Below are 20,582 nucleotides of genomic sequence, written 5' to 3' on the forward strand. Positions count from 1 at the left end.
CTTATCGCTTTAATTTTAGAAAGCAGCTCTCTACATTCCTTTATTCCTTCATGAGTTGTCTATTATAATAACGCTGATTTTATATGATGGAAGAAAGTCTCTTGAGTATCATTGTTGCGTTAGATGCAAAAAGCCAATATGACGCTTTAAAAATTGTTGAACAGCTTGATCCTGCTTTATGTCGTGTAAAAGTGGGTAAAGAGCTTTTTACTCATGAAGGCCCATCTGTTGTAAAAAAACTGCAAGAACAAAATTTTGAAGTTTTTCTTGATCTTAAATTTCATGATATTCCTAATACTACAGCCCAAGCAGTATGTGCAGCAGCTGATTTAGGAGTATGGATGGTAAATGTTCATGCTTCAGGTGGACGTAAAATGATGGAAACCTGTGTGGAGCGTTTAAAAGTAGGTAACTATCAAACCCAACTTATTGCTGTGACAGTACTCACATCAATGGGCCGTGAAGATCTAAGAGATATTGGTCTAGATGTTGAACCTGTTGAACATGTAAAGCGCTTAGCTAAATTAACTCAGGAAAGTGGCTTGGATGGGGTAGTTTGTTTAGCTCAGGAAGCTAAGATTCTTCGTGAATTAATTGGGCAAGACTTCTCTTTAGTAACACCTGGTATTCGTCCAGAGGGTTCTAATGCAGACGACCAAAAACGTATTGTAACTCCGAAGCAAGCTATGCTTGATGGTTCCACACATCTGGTTATTGGTCGACCGATTACTAAAGCAGAAAACCCAACAGAAATGTTGAAATCTATTCTGGCTTCAATTGCCTAAAAATTTAGAAATAAGCTAATTAATAACGGCGCGAGTAGGCTTAATAATAAGCCGCTCATCATGGCATGTGGTACATAATGTGTACCGCATGACTGTTTTACCATGGCTAAGGTAACGTCCATTGAGGTTGCTCCAGCGCTTGAGATAGCAGGGCGTGGAAAACGCCATCCCATCGTATACATTAGAAAAATAGCAACGATTTCCCTAAATAAGTCAGTTAATAAGGCAATTCCACCTAGTTCTGCCGAGTGTAATTGTGTAAATAAAATCCCTGACATTGAATCCCAGCCATAACCTTGTGCTAAAGCTAAAGTTTCATTAAGTGTAAAATGTTTGTGAAGTAAATAGTAATTCAAAAAGCCCGCTATACATGACCCTATAAAAGCAGCTAACGGTACAATTAAAATCTTCCAGCTTAACCAAGTGCGGTTAAAGTGGGTAAAGGCAAGTTCAATACCAATTAAGAAAATAAAAAGTAATAATAAATACCAGCTATTAAATGCGATATGTGAGGTGTATTGAGTAATGATAGCGCCGAATAAAACACCGACACCTAATGCAAAAAAAGCCTTCGCAATATTCTTTAAAGCATTTACAAAAAGTTGTAGGGAGATTTTTCCTTTGACGCTTTGTTTATCAAAAATTGTATAAGCCAATAAACACGTAAAGAACGAACCAAAAGATGTTGTAAGAGCAATGATAATAGCGGGTGGAAGTATGGCAGAAGGATTCTCGATTTGATCAAGTGCCAAGGTTAATTCCAAAGCGACACTCGCTAAGAGAATATAAGAAAAATAGGGCAGTATTTTAAATATAAAGTGTCGGATATTTAGAGATAGTTTGGGTGCTAGGAAATAACCGGAAGCAAGTGCTAAAAAGATTTGAATAATGAGATAAAAAGATTGCATATAATAGGTAGATTGTTATTAACCTACCTATTATGTCTTGAACATTTTAAGCTGCATAGCTCTGTGAGCTTTTATTTAAAAGTAAGTAGTCATTGGGCTTAACTTTACGAGTTTCTAACCAATACTTCCATGTGTAAGTTGGCCATAGTGAAAAGTTTCTACCATCGGCAGATTGATACCAGCTACTACACCCACCAGCTTGCCATACAGTTCCTTGAAGCTGCTTTTGAACACGTTCGTTAAAAGCATCTTGAACATCTGGTTTGATCTCAATTGCTTTTTGACCAGACTCTTCTACTAACTGAATAAGCTGTAAAATGTAATTTACTTGAGATTCAATCATAAAAATAATCGAATTATGACCTAGAACTGTATTAGGACCTACCAATTGAAATAGGTTGGGAAAATTTTTGGTCATAATTCCGTAATAGCTTTCAGCACCATCTTTCCATGCTTGTTTTAACTCGATTTGATTACGTCCGATACATGTGAAATGTTTTAAATAAATACGTGGGTCAGTAATAAAACCTGTACCGTAAATTAAACAATCAATAGGTCGTTCTTGTCCATCTTTGGTAACAATACTGTTTTCTTTAATCTCTTGAATACTATCAGTTACTAGCTCAACATTTTTTCGGTTAAAAGTAGGAAAGTATTTATTTGAGATAAGAATACGTTTACATCCCATAACGAAATCAGGTGTAAGTTTTTTTGCTAACTCTTTATCTTTAACTTGAAAACGTATGAATGCTTCTGCCAATTTTTGGCCATACTTCATGATTTGAGGTTGAACAATGGGTACAACGCGAGATTCATTACTCCAGTAAAGTCGACTACGATGAAGCTGGCGATAAATATTAGAAGATTTGAATAATGCTTTACTTAAGCTTGAATATTTACGCTCATCTCGTGGTATTACCCATGCAGCTGTTCTTTGAAATACATAGAGCTGTTTAACATCTTTGGCTATTTCAGGAATATATTGAATTGCGCTACCACCTGTACCAATAGATGCAACTGACTTTCCGTTTAAGTCATAGTCATGTTCCCATTTTGAGGAATGAAATACTTTTCCTTTGAATTTCTCTATCCCCTTGATAGGAGGAATTTGTGGGATGTGTAGGGGGCCTGATGCAAAAACTACAAATTGCGCTTCTATAGAAGGTTGGTTCTTAAAATCTAGAATCCACACATGACGTGTTTCATCATATTCGACATGAGTTACGTCATGGTTAAACTTGCAGTAATCTTTAATTTTATATTTCTGTGTAATGTCTTGAATATAATTAAAGATCTCTGGCCCCTCAGCATAGCGTTTTGTCCAATCTGTTTTTGGTGCAAAAGATAATGAATACATATGAGATTGAACATCACATGCTGCACCTGGATAACGATTTTCTCGCCAAGTTCCGCCGACATCGTTTGATTTTTCTAAAATAACAAAATCTTGCTGTTGATTTTGTAGTAAACGGATTGCCATTGCTAGGCCACCAAAGCCAGCACCAATAATAGCGATTTTAGTTTTTTGAATAGCATCTTGCTTTGTGTTTAGCATTGGAAACCCTGCATAAGCTGAAAAGAGGATTGCTCGCAAGACTAGCGTTTTTTAATCAGTTTAAACATGATTGTAACGACGTGAAAATTGATAGATTCGGCAATTAATTTTCTTGCTTCTTTATAGTAAAACATTTCAGTCTAGGGAAATTGATAGAAGAATGAAACGGTCGATACTTGGTTTAATCTATTTAATTCAAGGAATGCGCAATGCTGGCATTGATGTCGACTCACGTTTGGCTGATATAGGTATTAAAGTTGATGCTTTAGACCCGAGTTCTACAATTCATGATCGCCTTGAATGGGACATTCAACAAATAATTAGTAAAAATGTAGAGCCTGAAAAGGGTTTATTTATTGGACAGCATTATGCTTTAGCCGGTTACGGCCCATTGCTTATGCTACTTGTCACAAGTAATGATATTCAAACTGCTTTAAATAAGGGTATAAAATATCAAAAGCTTACGCATTTATTTGGTAGTTTAGCTTTATACGAAACTGATGAGCGGACCATTTTAAATTATTTGCCTGTTGATTTAAAAACGGAAATTGGGCAGTTACGGGCACAATGTGAAGTCTCAGGAACTTATAAGTTTATTCAAGATATTTATACGATGATGGGATTGCAAATGCCTGCGATGCGTATAGAACTTCCATTTGAAAAGCCTACTGATATAGATACTTTGTCATGCTATTTTGCATATTATGGCGAAGATGTGCATTTTAATGGTAAATATGCGGCATTTAGCCTAAGTAAGGATGTACTTGAAATCAAGATTCCTTCTGCAGATATCATTACACATCGTATTTATGAATCAAAATGTATTGCAGAAATAACAAGATTAAATCAACAAGATCATCAAACTCCACATATCATACAATGTGTGCAAGATTATCTTGAACTGCAACAAGGAATTATCCCGAGCATGGCGGAAACGGCTTTTGCATTGAAAATGCCTGAAAGGACATTAAGGCATCAACTGCAACAGCTAAATACGAGTTATAAGCAAATTCGTGAACAAATTATCAAGAATAAGGCATTGAAGCTTATGGAATATAGGGAATACTCAATAGAAGTTGTTGCCGAATTACTCGGCTATTCTGAACCAGCGGCATTTAATCATGCATTTAAACGATGGTTTGGACAGAGTCCTCGACAATATGCAAAAGAGTCATCGTCGTAACTCTTGATGCTAAAAGCTAATGTGGTTGAACAAAATGTTCGCTATACTCTCATCAGTTAAAATTGAAATAAAACGATATGTTAAATTTAAAATCTTCTCATAGTACTGCATTCACACCTTCTTCCCCAGCAGAACGCTATGCTGAGGCTTTAGCTTCAGGTCAATTTATGGCAGATGAAGCGCAAGCACAGGCAGTGCAAGAATTAGATCGCGTATGGAAAGAACTTTTAAACCGTTATAAAGCCTCAAAAAAAGCTTTCCGTCGTTTTCGCCGCCAAACTTCACCTAAAGGTGTATATATGTGGGGCGGAGTAGGCCGTGGTAAAACTTGGCTTATGGATCAATTTTACGAGTCTGTGCCATTTCGTCGTAAAACGCGTATGCATTTTCATCATTTCATGCAACATGTTCATAAAGAGCTAAATAAGCTTTCGGGCCAACGTAATCCACTTGAAATCGTAGCTGACCAAATCTATAAAGATGCTGTCGTTATCTGTTTCGATGAGTTCTTTGTATCAAATGTAACAGATGCAATGATTTTGAGCGATTTATTCCAAAAATTGTTTGTACGTGGTGTGACATTAATTGCAACATCAAACATTGCACCAGATGGCTTATATAAAAACGGTATTCACCGTGATCGTTTCTTGCCAACCATCGAAATGGTTAAAAAGAACTGTGCTGTTTTAAACGTAGATGCAGGTGTGGACTATCGTTTACGCGTACTAAAACAAGCTCAATTATTCAAATCGCCATTAACGAATGAAGCACAAAGCTGGATGGCTGAACGTTTTAGTGCATTAACTCATACACAAGCTCATTCTCAAGAGCCGATTGTGATTAATAATCGTGTTGTCGAGACTCTGGGGCATACAGAAGATGTGTTGTGGTGTGAGTTTTCTGAACTCTGCTTTAAACCACGTAGCCCAGCAGATTTCATTGAAATTGCAAATATTTATAATACGGTTCTAGTCAGTAATGTTCCTCATTTGACAGATTTCTTGTCAGAAGGTACTCGTCGCTTTATTTATCTAGTCGATGAATTCTATGATCGTGGAGTGAAATTACTTTTAACGTCCCAAGATAGTATTATTGATATCTATCAAGGTGAAAAATTAGCATTTGAAATTGAACGTACGCGCTCACGTTTGCTAGAAATGCAATCTGATGAATATTTACATTCTGAACATCGTCATATTGATGCTACTAAAACTTCTTAAGAAAGTAGATATGAAAAGCGCTCTAAATTGGGCGCTTTTTTTACAACAAAAATTGATAAATTTAGTTAAATAGTGCTTTTTCACGCTGTAAAGTTTGATATAACTAAATACGCTTTAGAAAAACAAGATAGTGAAATTTTTTTGTCTGTTAACAAAAAAGTCTAGTTTCGGTATCTTTAAATATTGAATAAATTGTTGGGAATCCTAGTTAGAATTTTAATATTTCCTATATAGAAAAATTTATCTTTGTCAATAGTTTTGCAATGGAAAATGCTTACTATTTAGGAATGTGATATTAGTATTCAGCTTAATTTAAATCGGTATACTAGGATTCTCTTGGTATAAAAAGTAGCAACTTCAGGAAAGACAATGACTGCACGTATTCAAAAAGGCAAGTTAGCGATTGCTAAAGAACTTTACGATTTTATCGAAAATGAAGCTTTACCAGGTTCTGGTTTAGATAGTGAAACTTACTGGAAGAACTTTGAGCAAGTTGTTGTCGATCTTAGCCCAAAAAATAAAGCATTATTGGCTAAGCGTGATGAATTACAAGCAAAAATTGATGAATGGCACCGTAACAATAAATTTGAATTAGGTGCTTATAAAGCGTTCTTAACTGAAATTGGTTATTTATTACCAGAAGTTGAAGATTTTCAAATTACTACTGAAAACGTAGACGAAGAAATTGCTTTGTTGGCAGGACCACAGTTAGTTGTACCTGTACGTAATGCACGTTATTGCTTAAATGCAGCAAATGCCCGTTGGGGTTCTTTATATGATGCACTTTACGGCTTCGATGTAATTTCTGAAGAAGGTGGAGCTGAAAAGGGTAAAGGATATAATCCTGTTCGTGGTGCAAAAGTTATTGAGTTCGCTAAGAATTTCTTAAATGAAGTTTTCCCGCTTGCTCAAGGTTCACATGCAGATGCAACAAAATATGCAATTGAGCAAAATAAACTTGTTGTAACTTTGAAAGATGGTTCAAAAACAGGTTTAGCCCATGAAGCTCAGTTCGTTGGTTTCAACGGTGAAGAAGCAAATCCTTCAGAAGTTGTACTTTTAAGTAATGGTCTTCATGTCATTATCGAAATTGATCCAAATAGCCCAATTGGACAAACTGATTCAGCGGGTGTTAAAGATTTAACATTTGAAGCGGCAGTAACCACAATTCAAGATTTGGAAGACTCGGTTGCGGCTGTTGATGCAGAAGAAAAAGTTGAAGGTTACCGTAATTGGTTAGGTTTAATGAAGGGTACACTTCAAGAATCTATTGAAAAGAATGGTAAAACGATTCTTCGTGATCTCAATAAAGATCGCGAAATTAAAAACTTAATTGGTGGTACAACAAAACTTCATGGTCGTTCACTTATGTTACTTCGTAACGTAGGTCACTTAATGACTAACCCAGCTATTTTGGTAGATGGTGAAGAAATTTTTGAAGGTATTATGGATGCATTGGTAACTCCATTGTTATCAATTGCTGATATCCGTAGTACAAACGAAAATAAAAACTCTCGTAAAGGTTCTATGTATATTGTTAAGCCAAAAATGCATGGTCCTGAAGAAGTTGCGTTTGCTGTAGAGTTATTTGAACGTGCTGAACAGGCGATTGGATTACCACCTAAATCGTTAAAAATCGGTATTATGGATGAAGAGCGCCGTACATCTGTAAACTTGAAAAACTGTATTGCTGCTGCAAAAGACCGTACGATCTTTATTAATACTGGCTTTATGGACCGTACGGGTGACGAAATCCATACCTCTATGGAAGCTGCGCCAGTTGTTCGTAAAGAAGCGGTTAAAACACAAAAATGGATTGCTGCTTACGAAAACCGTAACGTTGCAATTGGTTTGAAATGCGGTTTACAAGGTAAAGCACAGATTGGTAAAGGTATGTGGCCAAAACCAGATAGCATGAAAGATATGTTAGCAACTAAAGCTGCACATCCAAATGCTGGTGCTTCATGTGCTTGGGTTCCATCTCCAACTGGTGCGGTACTTCACGCCATGCATTACCATCAAGTGAATGTAAAAGCACGTCAAGATCAGTTAAAAGCTGAAGAAATGTTGTCATTAGATGACTTGTTACCCCCGCCGTTTGCACCAGAAACAAACTGGTCAGCAGAAGAGATCAACAATGAACTTGAAAATAACTGCCAAGGTATCTTAGGTTATGTTGTTCGTTGGGTTGACTTAGGTGTGGGTTGTTCGAAAGTTCCTGATATTAACAACGTGGGCTTAATGGAAGACCGTGCAACATTACGTATTTCTTCTCAACACGTTGCGAACTGGTTACGTCACGGTATTGTAACTCGTGAACAAGTTGAAGAAGTGCTTAAACGTATGGCAAAAATTGTTGATGAGCAAAATGCGAATGATCCATTGTATAAACCAATGGCAGCTAACTTTGAAACAAATATTGCTTTCCAAGCAGCTTCTGATCTTATCTTCAAAGGTTGTGAACAGCCTTCTGGTTATACTGAGCCTTTACTTCATGCGGCTCGTTTGAAGTTAAAAGGTTATACAGGTGATTAATTTCATCCTGTTTTGAAAAAAAGCCTCTTCGGAGGCTTTTTTATTTTCGGTATATTTTGTGCTTATGGAATATAGATTAATAGCTAAAAGGTTTTGAATTTGATTAGTCTAAAAGATCTCGATCGTGAGAATTGGCTTCTATGCGCAAAATTATCATTAGATGATTCTCAAAAAGATTATGTTGCACCAAATGTATATTCTATTGCTGAGTCTAAAGTGGAAGCACATTATTGTCCAAGAGTGATTTTTTCGGATGATAAAGTCATTGGATTCTTAATGTATTGTGTCGAAGTTGATCCACCTGATGAGTCATTATTTTGGTTGTTTCGTTTTATGATTGATGCAAATAATCAGGCTAAAGGTTGTGGTACTAAGGCATTGCAAATAGCGATTGAAGAAATGGCTGCAAAAGGAGCTAAGCGTATTCGAACAATGTATAAATCATCCAACTATGTGGCTGGAAAACTTTATAAAAAAAAGGGTTTTCAAGAAACTGGAGAATATGATGAGTGTGGAGATATTATTTTAGAGTTGAATATTTCTAATTAAAAAAAACGCTAACTGAAGATTCAAGTTAGCGCAGGAGTTAATAGAATTAAATATATTGAAAAGCAATATTAGTTACTGCTCACAATTCCAATTTTAGTGACACCTAAACGTTGTGCTGTAGCCATGACCATCGCTACATTCTTATATTCAGCCATCTGGTCTGGTTTGAGTTTGATTTGGTCTTGATCTTTTTTAGCAACAACACCTTGAAATAAAATCTCTAGTGCCTTTCGGTCAGAAACCTCTTGGTTATTCCAAAATACTTTGCCTACTGCATCAATTCTTACATCAATCACTTCAGGTGGTTTTTCATTTGTTGGTGGCGGTGTGCCATTTGGCAAATTAATATTAATCGCGTTGTTTGGTGCAGGTATGGTAATAATAAACATAATAATGAGTACCAGCATGACATCAATAAGAGGTGTCATGTTGACTTCCAACATCACATCGTCATCATTATTTGAACCGACATTCATACCCATAAAATTCTCCTTAAGTTAATTACGGGGAAGCTGGAGGGGTAGTAACAAAAGCAATTTTGCCAATACCAGCTTCTTTGGTCGTACTAATGACCTGATCTATCGCTTCAAAATGGGTAAGTTGATCACCCCGAATATGAACTTCTGGCTGAGGTCTTTTTTGTGCAACTGCTTGAAGTTTTGCCAGCAATATCTCTTTATTAGGTACATAACTTTCGTTCCAGAAAATATCGCCTTTCTTATTTACTGAGAGTTGAATATTTTCAGGCGTGGTTGCATATGGAGTATTTTTTTCTTCTGGTAGTTTCACTGGAACCGTATGTGTGACTACCGGAATAGTAATAAGAAAAATAATAAGTAAAACCAACATGACATCAACCAGAGGTGTCGTGTTAATTGTGCCAATCATTTCGTCATCATCTTCAGAACCAACACTCATACCCATAATGTTTGCTCCTGATTATTTAATACTGCGATTAACTGAATTATTGGTATTAATTTCTCCACTTAATAAAACCGCGTGTAAATCTGAACCAAATGAACGGACATTTTCCATAACGGCTTTATTGCGGCGAGTAAGCCAGTTATAACCAAGTACAGCAGGTACTGCGACTGCAAGACCAATCGCTGTCATAATGAGAGCTTCACCAACAGGGCCTGCAACTTTATCGATAGATGCTTGACCTGAGATACCGATGGCTGTTAATGCGTGATAAATTCCCCAAACGGTACCAAAAAGACCAACAAATGGTGCAGTAGAGCCTACTGTTGCTAAAAAGGCTAAACCACCACCTAAATGATTTTGTATTTTCTCAATTGCGCGTTGAATTGAAATGCTCACCCATGTATTAAAATCGATTCGTTCAAGTAAAGAACCGCCATGTGATTTAGTTGAATTAATGCCTTTTTCTGCAATAAAGCGATAAGCGCTACTTTGTTCTAAACCTTCTGCAGCATTATCAAGGGAAGTGGCTTCCCAGAAATGTTTTTCAGCTTCTTTGCCTTGGCGTTTGACTTTACCTTGTTGCAATAGTTTAGAGATGATGATGTACCAAGTTCCAATCGACATGAGTACTAATATAAATAAGGTAGACTTAGCAACTAAATCACCTTCGCGCCAAAGGGCTTCTAGGCCATAAGGGTTTTTAACAGTTTCACTCGTTGCGGGTTTCGGTGGTGGAGTTGGAGTATTTGTACTTGATGTAGCTTCAGTAGTTGCTGTGGCCACAGGAGTATTGCTTGTTTCTTCTGCGAAAACTGAGCTTAATGGAAGTAACGAGCAAGCTGCGATTAGACTTGCAGAAGCGAAACGAACTAAAGGTTGAGTTGATTTTTTCATCATATATCTCCAATATTTTTTAATTTCTTGCTAATTCAATTGTTTATTCAATTACAAATGGATATTCAATTTCATACCAATCTTGCTGAGGTACACCATCTTTCATTGCTGGTTTGAACGTACATAAGCTGTAAGCTTTAGTTGCCGCTTTATCTAAAATTTTGCTGCCACTCGATTTTTTTACTTTGGCATCAATAACCTTGCCCGATGTATCAACCAGAACACGTATGCGCACCGTACCTTGTTCTTCATTCATAAGTGCTTCTCGTGGATATTCTGGTTTTTCACAGCCAGCAGAACCCTCTGAAACACCACGACTTACACCAGCTGGTTTGGGTGCCGGCGCAGCAGCTACTGGAGCAGGTGCAGCAACAGGGCTTGGTGATGGGGTACTAGGTGCAGCAGGAGCCGGGGTAGCCGCTTTAGTCGGTTGAGCCACTGGTGTCGTTTTTTGTACCGGTGTTGCTACTTTCTCTACTTGTTTAGGCGGCTCAGGAACCTTGACAACCTTTTCTACCATTTTTGGTGGCTCAGGCGGTTTTTCCTTTGGTTTCGGCTCTTCCGGCTTTGGTGGAGGAGGCGGCTTAATGTCCTGAATAATTTGTAATTCCACAGGTTTTTCTGCTGGTTTTTGAATATTGTTTGCTAAACCTGACATCAGAATATAGGCAACAAGAAGATGCAGAAAAATAACTGCAGCAATACCAATTAGGCGTTTGGCAGATTTATTTTCTATGTCTGTAAAAGTCATGCCCATAGTTACTCCTGAAACTGTAGACAAACAATTTTTAAAATGACTGTTTGGCTAAGAATGAGTATTTGTTCTGCAAACTAACCGTTGAGAGTTATATTTGCAGAACAACCATTTAGAACTTATATGTACCTCGTACAAAGTAAGTACGTCCTAAAGGATCTGCGTAACGTGGGTCATATCCCATTTGGAAGTTGTCACCAACATTTGAAGCAGGAGGATCTTCATCAAAAATATTTTTAATTCCTGCGGTGACTTCTAGATTTTTAAAGCCTTTGTAAGTACCTGAAATATTATAAATTGTATAGTCGCTCACTTTGTGGTCTTGATAACCTGCCTTGACAGTGGAGCTTGAGTTTTGGTCATCATAACCACGAGTGAATTGTTGTTGGAAATTTACGCCCCAGTTTTGATAATTCCAGTATAAATTAGCAGTATGTTTCCAACGAATAATTGGGGCATCTCCAACATATGTGCCTAAACTACTAATCCATTCTCCATCTTTTTCATTTTGATATTTATATTTAATGACATAAGTCCCATCGATTCCAAAGCCAAATCGACCTGTTGTTGTCATTGGGGTTATATAATTTAGACTTACATCGACACCAGAAGTTTTTAAATCACCCATATTGTCTTGAGTAGTAATGATATGGTTAAGTGTTCCATCTGGGTTGCGTACGAACTTGTCGGCATATTTTGTTGGATTGTTAAAAATATCAATCTCAGGTAATGCAGCAATTTGATTTTCAACTTCAATATTAAAGTAGTCTAAAGTTAGAACTAAATTTTTAATTGGTTCTAGAACTAGGCCAGCAGTAAATGATTTTGATTCTTCAGGGTCGAGATCTTTATTTCCTCCATTTTTGCGATCAAATTGGGTTTCACAATCACGACTGGCAACACCACCAGGTGGAAGAGTATCTCCTGGTTTTTTAGGAGGGCCATTCGGACAAAGTACAGGGTCATTATGATAGGCTGAAGTATTTGTTATAGAATTAGGAGCATTTACTTCCCATAAAGTTGGTGCTCGGAATCCTGTACTATAAGAAGTACGGAACATTAATTGTTTAATTGGTTCCCAACGAAGTGCGAATTTAGGATTAAACGTATCGCCGAAATCACTATAATCATCGTAACGAGCAGCAAGTTGAGCTTCTAAAGTTTTATGTAAGGGAATATGCAGTTCAGTAAAGACTGCTTTAATATCTCTTTTTCCTTTATTCGTAGGTTCATTCGGATCAACTCCTGTACTTGGTGCTTGACTAGCCACTTCAGATACTACGTTTGAGGTCCATTCATCGTGGCGATAGCTAGTTCCAATTGCAAAACCAACGTCACCGGCAGGTAATTTAAATATAGGTCGACTGGCGGTGAAATCAACAGTAGTTGAGTCAACGTCTGCTTTTAAATAAGCACCAGTTACACCTAATGTATCCCATAAACCTGCATCTTCTGGTGCTTGTGGACCGAATGGGTTTAAAATACCATTATTTAAAGCCTCTTGAGTTTTGTTGTAGTTAAGATACCCACTGTTTAATCGATCTTCCGCTTCGCTATGAGCATAAGTAACTCCAGTATTAATATCCCAACCGAATGCTTCACCCTCTAGACCACCGAATACACGATGTGACTCGTTAATACTAGAACTAACACGATTACCAGCTTGAGAACGAATATAAAGTTCAAGTGGACCGCTCACATTATTCATTCCAGGAGTAATACCATTACCTGGATAATATTTGCTATCAGGATTTAATGTTAAATCAAAGAAAACATCTGGAGCCACAGAGGTAGTAATTTCATTACGCGCATAGACGTATTCCGCTACAGCATTTAAATTATCATTGAGTTTAAAAGTAGCACGCCCTAGTGCTGAGATGTCTTCAGTTTTTGGAACAATTCCAATCACTGCCTGACTGTTGTAACGGCAGGATCCATTCTGTACGTAAACGAGCGGGTTACCTCCACAGCCCGTGGCTGCATATGGGTTTCCTTCGGCACCAGTTTCCTTGTCATAAAAATTAGCGGGAAAGCTACCGCTACTCCCTTTTGTAATACCTAGTTCTGGTATTAATCCTCCACGTTTACTAACTTTACGATCTTTAGCCATAACGTCGTTACCATGTCGGTAATCGATGACACCAAAAATATTAAATCCATTTTCATCAAGATCACCATAACCACCAAATACACTTACATCTTGTGTATCCCCCCCATTTTGCTCTGGTTGCGTCAAACCACCACTGATGTTTAAACCAGTAAATTGTTTTTTAGTAATGAAGTTGATTACACCACCAATTGCATCTGTACCATAAATTGCTGATGCGCCATCTCGTAAGACCTCAATACGGTCTAACATAGCTAGCGGAATAATATTTAAGTTGGTAACGCCACTATCATAAGCATTTGCAGCTAAACGACGACCATTAAGTAAGATTAAGGTTTTATTGGCACCAATTCCTCGGAGGTCAGCTGCTGAGCCTACCGTTCCACTAGCACCTACATTTTGAGCAGTAACAAAACTTGATTGGTTTGCACTGATCTTTGCTAATGCCTCCTCTGTTGTTGTTACCCCTTGTTTTAAGATTTCATCAACTTTTACGATGGTAATGGGGGAAGCACTTTGTGCTGCAACTCCTTTGATTGAAGAACCTGTAACGGCAACTTTTACGACTTTTGTTGGTTTTTCATCAGTACTTGATTGTTCAGTTTCTGCTGCCTGTGCCAGGGTAAGACACATCATACTTAAACTAAGGGTGCTTAATTTAAGAATTGTTTTGCTGATCTTGGGGGTTGCCTGAGATCGAACATTGTATTTTTTTTTCATCGTGGATTTGATCCCTTTTTGTTGTCGTTAGCGATATTGCTGGAAAGTTTTTAAGCAAAGCAAGTGCCAACTATATATTTTTCTTTTTTTAGTTTATGCAAAATATTGATATATATTGATTTTATTATGGTTCAGCACGAAGGTTCATCTTTTATTAAGCAAAAATAAATTTTCCGTTTGGAAAATTTTTTAACGCTGGCCAAAAGTTTCAAATTTTTTTGTATAAAAAATATACATTACTGGACTCTTCACATGCTTAATAAATAAAAATGTATCGTTTTAGAACCTTTTTATATGTAATGTTATACTATTTATAATGTCGGTTTTTGTTATATTTTTTATTTTAAATCAATTTCTTATTTTATAATTATTTGTTAATTTGGCTTGTCTTAATATGAATCATAATGTGTCATTAATGTATTTTATTTGTGCATTTAAGGTATTGGATGATTAACATATGCAAATATAATATTTGGCAAAAAGTTACTTTTATTTATATAGTTCAAACCATTTTAAGTATCTAATAAAAATATGAATTTCTAATATTATTAATTATTTTGTGATGAATATTAATAAATGGCATGAAATTCGCTTTATTTTCAGTAGTTACAAAAGATTGGGTTTTTGACTTTGTTTTTCCATTTGTTCAAATAAAAATGCTCATAGAAAAGTAAAGAATTAAACCTAAATAGGCTTATCTGTTGAAAAAGAACTTTTCTTATGCAGATTTAGATGTTACTCAAAAGGATAATATCTTTTAAAAAACTAATTACGTGGGTATGAACTTGAAATTAAAATTTTTTAAGCTCGCCATTTTAAGTCTGGCTATTACATCAGTTCCTTGTGCTTACGCAATTACACCAGCACAACCAAACAAAATTTTGCATGTTGCCTATGAAGCCCCAGATGATGGCTTTGATATGGTTAAAACTACCAATTTCTATAGTGCTAATATTGCTGAAGCAATTTTTGAGCCTTTACTCAAATATGACTATCTGGCACGTCCATTACAGTTAGCTCCCTATACAGTAGAGAGCCTGCCCAAAGTGGAACAAGACGGTAAAGTTTATACTTTTAAAATTAAGCCAGGTATCTATTTTACTAATGATCCCGCTTTTAAAGGTAAACGCCGTGAGCTAGTAGCCGAAGACTACGTCTATACAATTAAACGTATTCTAGATCCTAAAAATAGAGCACCGTCTGTTTCATTCATTGATGGTAAGTTACTAGGTGCCGATGCGGTTGTAGCCCAAGCAAAGAAAACTGGAAAATTTGATTATGCTGCTCCAATTGCAGGAGTCAAAGCACTTGATCGATATACTTTGCAATTTAACTTAACTCGCCAAGACTATAATTTCCCTTATATTCTTGCCTATATTACTTTTGGCGGAGTTGCTAAAGAGGTTGTCGATTATTACGGTGACCGTATTGGTATGCATCCTGTAGGTACTGGCCCTTACATGTTAAGTAAGTATGTACCAAGAAGTAAGGTCGAGTTAGTTGCTAATCCTGATTATCGTGGTTTCATCTGGAGTTTTAAGTCGACAGGAACACCTTGGGATAACCAGCTTGTTAAGGAAATGTCTGGAAAGAAAATGCCACAAATTGGAAAGGTGGTCGTAAGTATTATTGAAGAAGAGCAGTCACGATGGTTAGCTTTCCAGTCGGGTCAACTAGACTTTGACAAACTTACAGCAAATGCTGTTCCTCAAGCTTTAGATGGAAATCAGCTTAAAGCTTCTTTTAAGAAGAGAGGAATTAAACACTTCCCATATAAGGAACCTGAAATTACCTATACGATGATGAACATGCGTGATCCGGTGATTGGTGGTTTTAGCCCAGAAAAGATCGCTCTTCGTAGAGCAATTACTTTGTCGTACAACCAAAAAGAAAGTATAAAACAGGCTTATAAAGGGCAAGCTGTTCGGGCTGAAATGTTTATACCTGAAGGTGTGAATGGCTATAATCCGAAATATAAAAGTAGCGTAGCGTACAACCCGCTGCTAGCAAATAAATTACTTGATTATTATGGTTATAAAAAAGGTGCTGATGGTTATAGAACCCAGCTAAACGGGAAACCTTTGATTTTAAAAATCAATACGGAAAATAGCTCGGCTTCAGTTATTCACTCCGAACTCTGGAAAAAGAATCTGGATGCAATTGGCATTCGAGCTGACTTTAAGGTAAGTAATTTTGCAGATAACTTAAAAGCCGCAACTCAATGTAAATATATGATTTGGAGTGGGGCATGGATTGCTGACTATCCTGAAGGAGATAATTTTGCACAGTTGCTTTATGGACCTAATGCTGGTCAGGGAAACCATGCTTGTTATCAGTCTAAAACATATGACGCTCTTTATACTCAGGCCATTCATTTACCACCGCAACAACGTCTACCATATTATGAAAAGCTCAATCGCCAGATTGAAGCTGATAACCCATGGATTGTTCATGTAACTCGAATTCGTAACTGGTTAGTACGGCCACAAGTTCAGGGTTTTAAACCTCATCCTATGATGAATACAAACTGGCAATATCTTGATATTACCCCTATTAAAAAATAATTTTAGATAAAGATCATGATGACTGAAAATTTAAAACAAAAGCTCAAGCATTGTAGTATCAGCTTGCTATTCGCTAGTATGGCCTTAACGGGATCTACAAGTATTTTTGCGAAAAGCCCAGCCGATCCGAATAAAGTTTTACGTTACGTATTTCCAACAGCTGAGACAGGTTTCGACCCCGCTTATATCCATGATTTATATTCGGCGCATGTAACCACTTCGATATTTGAAACTCTATATACCTATGATTATTTAGCAAGGCCGGCAAAGCTTATTCCGCAAATAGCAACTGCTATGCCAGAAGTCAGTGCCGATGGTCTGAGCTATATCATTCGCATTAAAAAGGGAGTTTATTTTACGCCAGACCCTGTTTTTAAAGGCAAACCTAGAGAATTAACAGCCAATGATTATGCGTATTCTTTTAAGCGTTTATTGGACCCGAATCTGCGCTCTCCAAATAGCTGGTTATTAGAAAACAAAATTGAAGGTATGGATGCGTTAGTCAAAGCAGCTAATAAATCCGGAAAATTTAACTATGACCAAAAGGTAAGTGGTTTACAAACACCTGATAAATACACTTTGGTGATTCGTTTAGTTAAGCCAGACTATAACTTTCCTTTATTACTGGCCCATGACCCGACAGGTGCAGTGGCACGTGAAGTCATCGAAAAGTATAAAGACAAAGCCGGTTATGTTATGGGCCATCCTGTAGGTACAGGTCCTTATGTGCTGAGCAAGTGGGTACCAGCATCGCGTATTGTTTTAAAAGCGAATCCTGATTATCGGGGCTTTACTTGGAACTTTAATGCCAGCAGCCCTGAAGATCAGGCAATTGTGAAGCGACTTAAAGGTAAAAAAATGCCCCAAATCGGCACAATTGATATTCAGGTGATGGAAGAAAACCAATCGCGGTGGCTAGCATTTCAGCGTGGTGAGGTTGATATATTTCAGCTTGAAGGCCAACTGGTCGCAAAAGCGGTTAAAGACGGCAAACTAAGACCTGAACTTGCTAAAGAAGGTGTGCAGTTATCTCGCATTGTTGACCCCGAAATTAGTTATATTTATTGGAATCTTAAAAATCCAGTTGTTGGGGGAATGAGTAAAGAGAAAATTGCTTTACGCCGTGCGATTGCGATGTCTCGTTCAATAGATCAAGAAATTAAACTAGTAAGAAATGATGATGCACAGCGTCTACATTTTCCAATTCCACCAGGTGTAGTGGGTAATGACCCTCAATACAGAACCAGTACGCCATATTCTGTGAAAGCAGCAAATTTACTATTAGATCGATATCACTATAAAAAAGATGCCTCAGGTTGGCGTACGCAACCAGACGGAAAACCACTTGTCATTGAATATATGGCGCGTAGTGACAGTATTGGACAGCAAAGCGCTGAACTCTGGAAGAAAAATTTTGATAGTTTGAATATCCGTATGGTCTTTAAACCCATGCTCTTTGCAGATCTTATTCGTGCGCAAAAACAATGCGACGGTATGTTCGGGTCTTCTGCATGGATAGCCGATTATCCAGATGGGGATAATTTTATGCAGAATTTTTATGGACCTAATACACATATGACGAACTGGTCTTGTGGCTCTATTCCAGAGTTTGATCAGTTGTATCGCCAAACGCAACAAATGCAAGCAGGTGCTGAGAGAGATGCACTTTATCGAAAAATGACACGGTTGTTAGAAGTGTATATGCCTGTCCAAATCTCATATGCACGCTACCGGAATATGCTGGCTCAACCCAAAATCATTGGATATAAGAAGCATCCAATTTTACATGCAGAGTGGATGTATTTCGATATTGATACAAATACTAAATCTAATCATTAAATGAAAAAAATTGGAGATACGATGAAAAATAATGCACTGAAAATGACAACCTTATGTATGTTGACCATGGGTATAAGTCAATTTGCAACGGCAGAGACAACACGTCCTACTTTGCCATTACTTAAAGCACAACAACTTCCAGCATGGTGTGATGCGAATTTAAAAAAGATTCAGAAAGAGATTTCAAATTTTGAAAAAACGCCTGTTAAAGATAATGCAGCAGCGGCACCTATATTGGCAAAGTGGGATAAAATTTTTGCGCATTTTGAAGATTTCTCAGGTCCTATAAGTCTATATAGTAACGTAGACCCAGATGCAAAGTTACGTAAGGCAGCTGAAGACTGTGAAATCAAAATTAATCAGTTTCATACTGATATATTCCAAAATTCAAAATTATATAACGTCATTAAGAATACCAAAGCTACTGATCCGATAGACCAAAAATATCGTCAAGATATTCTAGATCAGTTTGAAGACACAGGTGTTCAACTTGAGCCAGTAAAGCGTGCACGAATGAAAGCTATTCTGGATGAGCTGACTAAACTAGAACAAGAATATGCCCGTAACGTCCGTGATAATCCAGAGAAACTTGAGTTTACTCCTGAAGAGATGAAAGGCTTACCTCAAAGTTATATTTCAGCATTAAAGAAAAATACTAAAGGCAATTATTTATTAGGTTTTGAATATCCAGAGTACCGTCCTTTTATGGAGTTGGCAGATAATGATGATGCTCGAAAAAGATATCAAATTGCCTTTACTCGAAGGGGTACTGAACAAAATTTAAAACTACTTAAACAGGCAATTGATTTGCGTTATGAGCTTGCGCAGTTATTTGGAAAAGCAAGTTATGCAGATTGGGTTTTAAAAGACCGTATGGCTAAAACACCTGAGGCTGTAAATCAATTTTTAGCAGAAGTCCAAAAAACAGTAGCACCACTTGAACGTAAAGAAGTAGAAGAACTCCGTGCATTTAAAGCGCAAACTTTAAAAACGCCATTAGAAAAAACCGAGATTACACGTTGGAGTGAAGCTTACTGGAGTGAAAAACTTCGTAAGAGCAAATATCAGATTGATCAGGAAAAACTTCGTGATTATTTCCCAACTTTAGCTACTCAAAAATGGTTGTTTGCCATTTCATCTGACCTTTATGGTATTGATTTTAAACCTGTCAAAGTTAAAGCATGGCAGGATGAAGTTGAATATTACGATGTAGTTGATAAGAAAACAGGAAAACTCCTTGGTGGCTTATATATGGATAAATTCCCTCGCGAAGGGAAGTATGGCCATGCCGCCGTTTGGGGAGTATATGGTGGTAGCACATTAACAAACCGCTTACCAGTTTCAGCCCTAGTTACGAACTTTAATCGTAAAGGGCTAAATAGCGATGAGCTTGAAACGTTTGTCCATGAGTTTGGTCATGCTCTACACGGCATTTTGTCAAATACCCGCTATACCAGTCAGTCTGGAACATCCGTAGAGCGTGATTTTGTAGAAGCACCATCTCAAATGTATGAAGAGTGGGCACGCCGTAAAGAGACTTTATCTAAAGTGGCTGATTATTGTGATCCAGCATGTCCACGTGTTGACGATGAGTTAATTGCCCGATTAAAAGCAGTACATAACTATGGTCGTGGCTTACGTTATGCGCGTCAGACCCTTTATGCACAGTACGATATGTCATTGCATACTGCTGATGCCTTAAAAGTAAAACCTTTAGAAAATTGGCAAAAAATGGAAGCTGCTACAGCCTTAGGTTATGTACCAACAACCGAGTTTCCTGGGCAGTTTGGGCATTTGATGGGCGGTTATCAAGCAGGTTATTACGGCTATATGTGGTCTGAGGTTTTAGCTTTAGACATGCTTTCTGCATATGGGGACAACCTTAATAACCCGCAAGTTGGACAGCGTTACCGTCAAACCATTTTGTCACAAGGTAGCCAAAAACCGGCAGCTGAATTAGTTAAAGATTTCCTTGGCCGTGAACCTGATAACAAAGCGTTTTTTAATGAAATTACCGGACAACGGGTTAAATAAGGAATTATCAC

15 protein-coding genes and 1 pseudogene are annotated in these 20,582 nt (G+C 37.3%); 8 read left to right on the top strand and 8 right to left on the bottom strand.

Annotated elements, in window-relative coordinates:
• The first annotated feature begins 86 nt into the window (after positions 1-86).
• A complete protein-coding gene (pyrF, locus tag J663_RS11835) occupies positions 87-785 on the top strand; it encodes an orotidine-5'-phosphate decarboxylase (protein WP_033849880.1) in 699 nt (232 codons plus the stop codon).
• Here the strand turns inward: pyrF and J663_RS11840 are convergent.
• Together J663_RS11840 and J663_RS11845 are read right to left on the bottom strand one after the other, a co-directional pair.
• Positions 782-1,693, bottom strand: a complete 912-nt coding sequence (locus tag J663_RS11840) for a lysine exporter LysO family protein (protein ID WP_033849882.1) — start codon at positions 1,691-1,693, stop codon at positions 782-784. The two genes, pyrF and J663_RS11840, sit on opposite strands and share 4 nt — an antisense overlap.
• Before the next feature lie 46 nt (positions 1,694-1,739).
• Entirely contained in the window at positions 1,740-3,287 is a 1,548-nt protein-coding gene (locus J663_RS11845; protein ID WP_081404719.1) for a flavin-containing monooxygenase, read from the bottom strand.
• 121 nt (positions 3,288-3,408) lie between these two features.
• On the opposite strand from J663_RS11845, the gene J663_RS11850 reads away from it, so the two are divergent.
• The 4 genes from J663_RS11850 (at position 3,409) to J663_RS11865 (ending at position 8,735) form a co-directional block, all read left to right on the top strand.
• Positions 3,409-4,431, top strand: coding sequence for an AraC family transcriptional regulator (locus J663_RS11850; protein WP_033849885.1), 1,023 nt, complete (start codon positions 3,409-3,411; stop codon positions 4,429-4,431).
• 77 nt (positions 4,432-4,508) lie between these two features.
• A complete protein-coding gene (zapE, locus tag J663_RS11855; RefSeq protein WP_002117902.1) occupies positions 4,509-5,651 on the top strand; it encodes a cell division protein ZapE in 1,143 nt (380 codons plus the stop codon).
• Positions 5,652-6,020: 369 nt separating this feature from the next.
• Positions 6,021-8,186 carry a malate synthase G gene (locus J663_RS11860; protein WP_033849886.1) on the top strand — a complete coding sequence of 722 codons (2,166 nt, stop codon included), beginning with the start codon at positions 6,021-6,023 and terminating at the stop codon, positions 8,184-8,186.
• Between the two features lie 99 nt (positions 8,187-8,285).
• Positions 8,286-8,735 (top strand): GNAT family N-acetyltransferase, encoded by a 450-nt coding sequence (locus J663_RS11865; protein ID WP_033849888.1) that lies wholly within the window; start codon positions 8,286-8,288, stop codon positions 8,733-8,735.
• Positions 8,736-8,803: 68 nt separating this feature from the next.
• Here J663_RS11865 and J663_RS11870 read toward each other — a convergent pair whose 3' ends face one another.
• From J663_RS11870 to J663_RS19315, 6 genes and pseudogenes are all read right to left on the bottom strand, one after another.
• Entirely contained in the window at positions 8,804-9,217 is a 414-nt protein-coding gene (locus tag J663_RS11870; RefSeq protein ID WP_033849891.1) for an ExbD/TolR family protein, read from the bottom strand.
• A 19-nt stretch (positions 9,218-9,236) separates the two neighbouring features.
• The gene (locus J663_RS11875; protein ID WP_033849893.1) at positions 9,237-9,659 is read right to left on the bottom strand and encodes an ExbD/TolR family protein; all 423 of its coding nucleotides are present in this window, start codon (positions 9,657-9,659) and stop codon (positions 9,237-9,239) included.
• A 15-nt stretch (positions 9,660-9,674) separates the two neighbouring features.
• Positions 9,675-10,556 (bottom strand): MotA/TolQ/ExbB proton channel family protein, encoded by an 882-nt coding sequence (locus tag J663_RS11880; RefSeq protein ID WP_075382891.1) that lies wholly within the window; start codon positions 10,554-10,556, stop codon positions 9,675-9,677.
• Positions 10,557-10,596: 40 nt separating this feature from the next.
• Positions 10,597-11,310: an energy transducer TonB gene (locus J663_RS11885; protein WP_033849896.1), complete on the bottom strand. Its 714-nt coding sequence runs from the start codon at positions 11,308-11,310 to the stop codon at positions 10,597-10,599.
• A gap of 109 nt (positions 11,311-11,419) precedes the next feature.
• Positions 11,420-14,134, bottom strand: a complete 2,715-nt coding sequence (locus tag J663_RS11890) for a TonB-dependent receptor (protein ID WP_033849898.1) — start codon at positions 14,132-14,134, stop codon at positions 11,420-11,422.
• A gap of 520 nt (positions 14,135-14,654) precedes the next feature.
• Positions 14,655-14,776: pseudogene (locus tag J663_RS19315) on the bottom strand (hypothetical protein).
• Positions 14,777-14,907: 131 nt separating this feature from the next.
• On the opposite strand from J663_RS19315, the gene J663_RS11895 reads away from it, so the two are divergent.
• The 3 genes from J663_RS11895 to J663_RS11905 are packed head-to-tail and all read left to right on the top strand — an operon-like array spanning position 14,908 to position 20,571.
• Positions 14,908-16,698: an ABC transporter substrate-binding protein gene (locus J663_RS11895; protein WP_081404720.1), complete on the top strand. Its 1,791-nt coding sequence runs from the start codon at positions 14,908-14,910 to the stop codon at positions 16,696-16,698.
• 15 nt (positions 16,699-16,713) lie between these two features.
• A complete protein-coding gene (locus J663_RS11900; RefSeq protein ID WP_081404721.1) occupies positions 16,714-18,537 on the top strand; it encodes an ABC transporter substrate-binding protein in 1,824 nt (607 codons plus the stop codon).
• Positions 18,538-20,571 (top strand): M3 family metallopeptidase, encoded by a 2,034-nt coding sequence (locus J663_RS11905; protein ID WP_081404722.1) that lies wholly within the window; start codon positions 18,538-18,540, stop codon positions 20,569-20,571.
• Positions 20,572-20,582: the final 11 nt, after the last annotated feature.

Origin of the sequence: Acinetobacter sp. 826659 (genome assembly GCF_000588515.1) — a bacterium.
Classification (GTDB): domain Bacteria; phylum Pseudomonadota; class Gammaproteobacteria; order Pseudomonadales; family Moraxellaceae; genus Acinetobacter; species Acinetobacter pittii.

Bases quoted from the DNA above. Each gene is read 5' to 3' on its own strand.
- pyrF (WP_033849880.1), top strand. From the start codon at position 87: ATGGAAGAAAGTCTCTTGAGTATCATTGTTGCGTTAGATGCAAAAAGC.
- J663_RS11840 (WP_033849882.1), bottom strand. From the start codon at position 1,693: ATGCAATCTTTTTATCTCATTATTCAAATCTTTTTAGCACTTGCTTCC.
- J663_RS11850 (WP_033849885.1), top strand. From the start codon at position 3,409: ATGAAACGGTCGATACTTGGTTTAATCTATTTAATTCAAGGAATGCGC.
- zapE (WP_002117902.1), top strand. From the start codon at position 4,509: ATGTTAAATTTAAAATCTTCTCATAGTACTGCATTCACACCTTCTTCC.
- J663_RS11860 (WP_033849886.1), top strand. From the start codon at position 6,021: ATGACTGCACGTATTCAAAAAGGCAAGTTAGCGATTGCTAAAGAACTT.
- J663_RS11870 (WP_033849891.1), bottom strand. From the start codon at position 9,217: ATGGGTATGAATGTCGGTTCAAATAATGATGACGATGTGATGTTGGAA.
- J663_RS11875 (WP_033849893.1), bottom strand. From the start codon at position 9,659: ATGGGTATGAGTGTTGGTTCTGAAGATGATGACGAAATGATTGGCACA.
- J663_RS11880 (WP_075382891.1), bottom strand. From the start codon at position 10,556: ATGATGAAAAAATCAACTCAACCTTTAGTTCGTTTCGCTTCTGCAAGT.
- J663_RS11885 (WP_033849896.1), bottom strand. From the start codon at position 11,310: ATGGGCATGACTTTTACAGACATAGAAAATAAATCTGCCAAACGCCTA.
- J663_RS11890 (WP_033849898.1), bottom strand. From the start codon at position 14,134: ATGAAAAAAAAATACAATGTTCGATCTCAGGCAACCCCCAAGATCAGC.
- J663_RS11900 (WP_081404721.1), top strand. From the start codon at position 16,714: ATGATGACTGAAAATTTAAAACAAAAGCTCAAGCATTGTAGTATCAGC.
- J663_RS11905 (WP_081404722.1), top strand. From the start codon at position 18,538: ATGAAAAAAATTGGAGATACGATGAAAAATAATGCACTGAAAATGACA.